8 protein-coding genes are annotated in these 6,502 nt (G+C 69.7%); 3 read left to right on the top strand and 5 right to left on the bottom strand.

What is annotated here, in order from left to right:
- Window positions 1-46: 46 nt before the first annotated feature.
- Window positions 47-1,090 carry a class II fructose-bisphosphatase gene (gene glpX / locus ACFU5M_RS14700; protein WP_379048961.1) on the bottom strand — a complete coding sequence of 348 codons (1,044 nt, stop codon included), beginning with the start codon at window positions 1,088-1,090 and terminating at the stop codon, window positions 47-49.
- A 130-nt stretch (window positions 1,091-1,220) separates the two neighbouring features.
- Here glpX and ACFU5M_RS14695 point away from each other — a divergent pair, with 130 nt between their 5' ends.
- Both ACFU5M_RS14695 and ACFU5M_RS14690 read left to right on the top strand, forming a co-directional pair.
- Complete coding sequence (locus ACFU5M_RS14695) at window positions 1,221-1,787, top strand: DUF4245 domain-containing protein (protein ID WP_379048960.1); 567 nt, start codon at window positions 1,221-1,223, stop codon at window positions 1,785-1,787.
- A 196-nt stretch (window positions 1,788-1,983) separates the two neighbouring features.
- Window positions 1,984-2,481 (top strand): GNAT family N-acetyltransferase, encoded by a 498-nt coding sequence (locus ACFU5M_RS14690; protein ID WP_379048959.1) that lies wholly within the window; start codon window positions 1,984-1,986, stop codon window positions 2,479-2,481.
- Window positions 2,482-2,502: 21 nt separating this feature from the next.
- Here ACFU5M_RS14690 and ACFU5M_RS14685 read toward each other — a convergent pair whose 3' ends face one another.
- The 4 genes from ACFU5M_RS14685 to ACFU5M_RS14670 are packed head-to-tail and all read right to left on the bottom strand — an operon-like array spanning window position 2,503 to window position 5,103.
- Window positions 2,503-2,847 carry a VOC family protein gene (locus tag ACFU5M_RS14685; protein ID WP_379048958.1) on the bottom strand — a complete coding sequence of 115 codons (345 nt, stop codon included), beginning with the start codon at window positions 2,845-2,847 and terminating at the stop codon, window positions 2,503-2,505.
- Window positions 2,844-3,119 (bottom strand): exodeoxyribonuclease VII small subunit, encoded by a 276-nt coding sequence (locus ACFU5M_RS14680; protein ID WP_379048957.1) that lies wholly within the window; start codon window positions 3,117-3,119, stop codon window positions 2,844-2,846. Before ACFU5M_RS14680 ends, ACFU5M_RS14685 begins: the two co-directional genes overlap by 4 nt.
- 2 nt (window positions 3,120-3,121) lie before the next feature.
- Window positions 3,122-4,444 (bottom strand): exodeoxyribonuclease VII large subunit, encoded by a 1,323-nt coding sequence (xseA, locus tag ACFU5M_RS14675; protein ID WP_379048956.1) that lies wholly within the window; start codon window positions 4,442-4,444, stop codon window positions 3,122-3,124.
- Window positions 4,441-5,103: a lipid droplet-associated protein gene (locus ACFU5M_RS14670; RefSeq protein ID WP_379048955.1), complete on the bottom strand. Its 663-nt coding sequence runs from the start codon at window positions 5,101-5,103 to the stop codon at window positions 4,441-4,443. Before ACFU5M_RS14670 ends, xseA begins: the two co-directional genes overlap by 4 nt.
- Before the next feature lie 297 nt (window positions 5,104-5,400).
- On the opposite strand from ACFU5M_RS14670, the gene ACFU5M_RS14665 reads away from it, so the two are divergent.
- Complete coding sequence (locus ACFU5M_RS14665; protein ID WP_379048954.1) at window positions 5,401-6,411, top strand: 4-hydroxy-3-methylbut-2-enyl diphosphate reductase; 1,011 nt, start codon at window positions 5,401-5,403, stop codon at window positions 6,409-6,411.
- The last annotated feature ends 91 nt before the right edge of the window (window positions 6,412-6,502 follow it).

Genomic DNA, 6,502 nt, shown 5'->3' with positions numbered 1-6,502 from the left:
CCACAAAGGGGCCGCGAACACGCCGCGACGAAGTCGCGGCCAAAAATCACGGCAGCGGCGGGACCGCGTGTTCGTCGCCGATGAAATCGACCGAGGAGTATTCGCGCAGCTTGGTCAGGCGGTGGTAGGCGTCGATCATGCGGACGGTGCCGGACTTCGAGCGCATGACGATCGACTGGGTGGAGGCGCCGCCGCCGTAGTAACGCACGCCGCGTAGCAGGTCGCCGTCGGTGACGCCGGTGGCGCAGAAGAAGACGTTCTCGCCGGAGACGAGGTCCTCGGTGGTCAGCACGCGATCGAGGTCGTGGCCCGCGTCGATGGCCTTCTGCCGTTCCTCGTCGTCCTTCGGCGCGAGCATGCCCTGCAGCTCGCCGCCCATGCAGCGGATCGCGGCGGCGGCGATGATGCCCTCGGGCGTGCCGCCGATGCCGACCAGGATGTCGGTGCCGGAGTCCGGGCGGGCCGCGGCGATCGCGCCCGCGACGTCACCGTCGGAGATCAGGCGGATGCGGGCGCCCGCGTCGCGCACCTGCTGGATCAGCTCGGCGTGCCGGGGACGGTCCAGGATGCAGACGGTCAGGTCGGACTTCGAGGAGTTCTTGGCCTTGGCGACCCGGCTGATGTTCTCGCCGATCGGGGCCGAGATATCGATCACATCGGCGGCGTCGGGGCCGACGGCGATCTTGTGCATGTAGAACACCGCGGACGGGTCGAACATCGCGCCGCGCTCGGCGACCGCCAGTACGGAGATCGCGCCGGGCACGCCCTTGGACATCAGCGTGGTGCCGTCGATCGGGTCCACCGCGAAGTCCACTTCGGGGCCGGTCCCGTCGCCGACGGCCTCGCCGTTGTACAGCATGGGCGCCTCGTCCTTCTCGCCCTCGCCGATGACCACGATGCCGCGCATGGACACCGAGCTGACCAGCTGCCGCATGGCGTCGACGGCGGCGCCGTCGCCCCCCTCCTTGTCGCCGCGGCCGACCCACCGGCCCGCTGCCATCGCTCCGGCCTCGGTCACGCGGACCAGCTCGAGTGCGAGGTTGCGGTCGGGCGCCTCGCGGCGGCTAGGTGTGGGAGAAGTTGCCGTCATTGCGGGGTGCCTCCTGTGCGTCGGTACGTGCCGGTCAATTGTCTCATTCGATGTGGCACGGGCGTACACCCCTGCTCGGCGGTGTCGGGGTGCGCGGGGCAGCGTCGCCGTCCGAGTGGATACTGGGAGCGTGTCGTACCAAAAGCCACGCATCCTGAACGACTACCGGGACCTGTTCTGGTCGCTGATCCCGTTGGTGCTGATCGCGCTGGTTTTCGCGGGCCTGGCCAGCCAGTGCAGTTTCGCCGCGAACGGTCCGACGCAGGGGCAGATCCCGCACTTCGACGCGCGGGCGGCGCTCACCGCCGACGCCCGGTCCCTGCCGTTCCCGATCCGCAACCCGGAGCTGCCCGCGGACTGGACGCCGAATTCCGGCAGCCGCGAGTCCATCGGCGGCAATGGCGGCGGACCGGTCAGCACGGTGGGCTACATCACACCGCAGGGCACCTACATGCGTTGCAGTCAGAGCGACGCGACCGAGGAGGCGCTGGCCCGGTTCGTGCTCGGGTCCCGGTACGCCGGCGGCACGGAGCAGGTCGGCGCGCAGAAGTGGGTCGTCTACGCCGAGCAGGGCTCGGAGACCGCGTGGATCACCGACCTCGGCCGGTCCCGCGTGCTGATCACCGGCGCCGGCAACCAAGCGGCGTTCACCACGCTCGCCCAGGCGATCACCGCGGCGCAACCACTGAAGCCCTGAGACACGCTTGCCTTCGGACGCACACGACCGTTAAGTTTGCCGCGGTACGAGACACGTGCCGAACCGGATCTCGGAGGTCGATGAATATGGCTGTCGCCAGCTGTATTTCGCATGTCCTTCGCCGGTTCGCGCGCCACTGGTAATTCGCAGACGCGTCGACGCGAACCGGTCTTTCCTCGATGACCAGGAGTGTCACGTGTCTGTTTTCCTTTCCTCCGATCTGCTCACCGAACGCCTGATCCTGCGGTCGTGGACCGCCGATGCGGCGGCCGCCGTGCTCGAAGACCGGCGTCAGGCCGCGTGGGCGGCGGATTTCCCGGCCGAAGGGGATCGCGTCATCGCCGGTCTGTTCGCGGCGCATCCGGACTGGCTCGGACCTTTCGGGCATCGGCTGATCATCGAACGATCGAGTGGGCTCGTCGTCGGCTCGATCGGGCTGTTCTGGCCGCCCGCCGACGGTGAGCTGGAGATCGGATACGGCATCGTCGCCTCGCGGCGCGGTCGTAGCTACGCGACCGAGGCCACCGTCGCCCTGACGGCGCACGCGTTCACCGCGCCGGGCGTCCGCGTGGTGCGCGCCGATGTGGAGCTGTCCAACCCGTCGTCGGTGCGTGTGCTGGAGAAAGCCGGGTTCGACCAGGCGAGCAGTGCGGACGGCATCGCGCGATTCCTGGCCGTGGCCGCACCGCGATAAGGGCGGCCCACGGGGCTGTCGTCAGCGGTGACTCACCACGTTGACGATGGTCCCGCTGGGGTCGCGGACGAAGAAGCGGCGCACGCCCCACGGCTCGTCGCGCAAGGGGTAGACGATGTCGGCGCCCGCGGCGAGGACCGTCGCATGCACGGCGTCGACGTCGTCGACCTCCACGCTCATGTCCGGCTGACGCAGCTCGGCGTCGGGACCCAGGAGCAGGACTTGGGCGGTCGGGTTGGACGGTGAGGCCATCGTCACCACCCAGCCCAGGTCCATCGCCTCGTGGAAGCCGAGCAGCCGGTAGAAATCACGGCTGGCGGCCAGATCGGTAGTGCGGATGTCGGGTGTGGCGCGACGGATGGTCATTCCTGCCGCTCCAGGTCGGTGCGGTGCAGTGCGTCCTCGACGCGCTTGCGCGCGCCCGCCAGGTGCTCTTCGCAGCGGTTGGCCAGCGCCTCGCCGCGCTCCCAGAGGGCGAGGGATTCGTCCAGGTCGAGGCCGCCCTGTTCGAGGATCTTGACGACATTGACGAGTTCGTCGCGGGCGCGTTCGTATCCGAAACCGGCGATCTCGGCCGCGTCGTCGGCCGGATCAGCTCCCGTCCCGTTCTTGCCCGTGGACTTGCCGGACTCGGCCAAGGTCAGTTCCTCCCTGCGTCGGTGTGCTTCGCGCCGAGCGCCTGGGTGCCGAGCGCGGCGGCCGTGACGGCCCCGTCGGCCACCCGGATGCGCAACTGGCTGCCCGCGGGCGCGTCCTCGATCGAGCGCACCACCTCCCGTTCCCGGCCGGTGACGCGTTGTACGACAGCGTAGCCACGGGCCAGCGTGGCGGCCGGGCCCACGGCGGTGAGTTTCTCGCGCAGATGCCGGGCGGCCGTGGATTCGGTGCGGATGAGCTGTTCGGCGGAGCGGTGCGCGGCGGTGCGCAGGCGTTCGACTTCTTCCCGACGGCGATCGATCTCGCGCAGCGGGTCGGCCAGCACCGGCCGCGTCCGCAGCTGGGCGAGCGCCCTGGTCTCCCGGTCCACCCAGCCGCGCAACGCGGCGGCGGTTCGGTCGCGCAGCTCGCGGATGCAGGCCAGTTCGGCGGCGGCGTCCGGGACGATTCGCTTGGCGGCATCGGTCGGGGTGGCCGCGCGCAGATCAGCGACCAGGTCGCTGAGCGGGTTGTCCGGTTCGTGGCCGATCGCGCTGACGATCGGCGTGGTGGCGGTCACGATGGCGCGGCACAGCGCCTCGTCGGAGAACGGCAGCAGGTCTTCCACGCTGCCGCCGCCGCGCGCCAGCACGATCACCTCGACGGCGGGATGCCGATCCAGTTCGGCCAGCGCCGTGAGCATCTGCGCGACCGCGGTCGGGCCTTGCACGGCTGTGTTGCGGATTTCGAAACGTACCGCGGGCCAACGGTTGCGGGCGACGCTCAGCACGTCGCGCTCCGCGGCGCTCGCGCGGCCGGTGATGAGTCCGATCGTGTCCGGCAGGAACGGGATCGGGCGCTTGAGCCGCGGATCGAACAAACCTTCGGCGGCCAGCAGCGCCTTCAGCCGCTCGATGCGGGCCAGCAGCTCGCCGATGCCCACCGGCCGAATCTCCAGGACGCGCAACGAGATCGTGCCGCGCCCGGTGAAGAACGAGAGCTTGCCGTAGACGACCACCCGGCTGCCCTCTTGCAGGGCGACGGGGGAATTGCGGATGAGATCCGGATCGCAGGTCACCGACAGCGACATGTCGGCGGACGGATCGCGCAGCACCAGGAACGCGGTGCGGGTGCCCGGACGAAGGTTGATCTGGGTGATCTGACCCTCCACCCAGATGCCGCCGAGCCGGTCGATCCACTGGGCGACCTTCATGGACACCGAACGCACCGGCCAGGGATGCTCGGCGGAGTTGGCCGGTGCGGCGGCGGGCCCGCCGGAGGTGTCCCGGCTCGCCGTCGGCGACGAAGGAGTCCGGGGTTCGGTCACTGGGCCTGCACAGTGGCGATCCGGTTCGTGAGCATGGTCACGAACGGCGCCCTGGCGCGGGTGTGCTGCTCGTACTCCAGCAGCGCGGTGAGGTCTTCGATCGTCAGCTGGCGCAGCCGGGCGCGCAACTGGGCCAGGGTCATGTTGGCGTAGTCGTAGCGGACGGCGACTTCCGGTTCGGCGATCGCGGGCGTTTCCGCGACAGGCTCGGGATCGGTTTGCGGGTCGGCGGGCTCCGGGTCCTCGGCCGGTGGCTCGGCGATCCTCGTCACCGAGGCGACATGGCCGTTGGTCGCGCCGACGCGGGTGTCGTCCGCAGCGAAGGAGTCGTCCGCGCGCAACGGTTCGGGATCGTCGGCGGTGAAGAGGTCGAATCGACTGCTGCGATGCGGGGCGGAGGTCGGGTCGTCGGTGAGGTCCTCGTCGAACGTGGCCCACTCCGGCTGCTCGACCGGGTGGTTGGACAGCCGGTCGAACACCGCGTCGCCCTTCAGGGCCAGGCTGGTCACGAACTGCTGGACGTGCATCGTCGTCTGCAGCACCTGACTGATGGCCGTGATCGGGAAATTCATTGCCGCCGTGGGTAGCCGGCGGGATTCCTCGAGGGCGTATACGGCGGCGCCGGCCGCGACGCGGGCCAGAAAGGGTGGTCGAAGCATGGTCCTAGCCTGCCCGAAATGGTGTGTTATGCAAAGGAGGGGCGCGCGCCGTTCGAATATTCGCCCGTAACGGCGCGCGGCCGGTCGGCGGGAATTGCGCGGCGCTGTGCTCATAATGCGGAGAATAGACGCAGGTCCCGGCGGGAGTGTCCGAGACATTCGCCGCGGCCGGTCGGCAACCCGGCCACGGCGGCCTCTACGTCCCAGTTCGCGGCCCGTACGCACCGGCTCGCGCGCGGATTGTGACGGGCAACTCCCGGACGTGGCGTGGTCGCGCTCCGCACGTATCCTGTGGGCATGTCTTCGGCCATTCCCTTGAACGTCGGAATCGCCCGCTCGGCCGGCGCCGGAAGCGCCGTCGCCGAGGGCGGAAAACGCGTGCTGCTCGCGGAGCCGCGCGGGTACTGCGCCGGCGTGGACCGCGCGGTCGAAACCGTCGAGAAGGCGCTGGACAAGCACGGCGCGCCCATCTACGTGCGTAAGGAGATCGTGCACAACCGGCACGTCGTGGAGACGTTGCGCGAGCGCGGCGTGGTCTTCGTCGACGAGACCGACCAGGTCCCCGAGGGCGCGGTCGTGGTGTTCTCCGCGCACGGCGTGTCGCCCGCGGTGCACGCCTCGGCCGCCGCGCGCAGTCTGCACACCATCGACGCCACCTGCCCGCTGGTCACCAAGGTGCACCAGGAGGCGAAGCGGTTCGCCCGCGACGACTACGACATCCTGCTGATCGGTCATGAGGGCCATGAGGAGGTCGAGGGCACCGCCGGTGAGGCGCCCGAGCACGTCCAGCTGGTCGACGGGCCCGACTCGGTGGACAAGGTCAGCGTGCGCGACGAGTCGAAGGTGATCTGGCTCTCGCAGACCACGTTGAGCGTGGACGAGACGATGGAGACGGTGCAGCGCCTGCGGGAGCGCTTTCCCGCCTTGCAGGACCCGCCGAGCGACGATATCTGCTACGCCACGCAGAACCGCCAAGTCGCGGTGAAGGCGATGGCGCCGGAATGCGATCTGGTCATCGTGGTCGGTTCACGCAATTCGTCGAACTCGGTGCGCTTGGTGGAAGTGGCGCTCGGGGCAGGCGCCAAGGCCGCGTATCTGGTGGACTTCGCTCGCGAGGTCGACCCCGTCTGGCTCGATGGCGTCCGCACGATCGGCATCACCTCGGGCGCCTCGGTGCCCGACATCCTGGTCCGCGGCGTGCTGGACATGCTGGCCGAGCACGGCTACGGCGAGGTCCAGCCGGTCACGACGGCCAACGAGACCCTCGTCTTCTCCCTTCCCCGCGAACTGCGCGACGCCCGTCACTGATGCCGCGCCCGACTGGGCCGGCTCCGTTTCGCGTGCCTCGGTTCTCGCGAGCGCATGTGGGATCAGCGACGCCTTCGTCGTGGTGAACTAG

Source organism: Nocardia sp. NPDC057455, from assembly GCF_042802775.1.
Lineage (GTDB): Bacteria > Actinomycetota > Actinomycetes > Mycobacteriales > Mycobacteriaceae > Nocardia.
This window is presented reverse-complemented; position numbering and strand designations above follow the sequence as displayed.

Coding starts and splice junctions, on each gene's coding strand:
- glpX (WP_379048961.1), bottom strand. CDS start 1,090: ATGACGGCAACTTCTCCCACACCTAGCCGCCGCGAGGCGCCCGACCGC.
- ACFU5M_RS14685 (WP_379048958.1), bottom strand. CDS start 2,847: ATGACCATCCGTCGCGCCACACCCGACATCCGCACTACCGATCTGGCC.
- ACFU5M_RS14670 (WP_379048955.1), bottom strand. CDS start 5,103: ATGCTTCGACCACCCTTTCTGGCCCGCGTCGCGGCCGGCGCCGCCGTA.
- ACFU5M_RS14665 (WP_379048954.1), top strand. CDS start 5,401: ATGTCTTCGGCCATTCCCTTGAACGTCGGAATCGCCCGCTCGGCCGGC.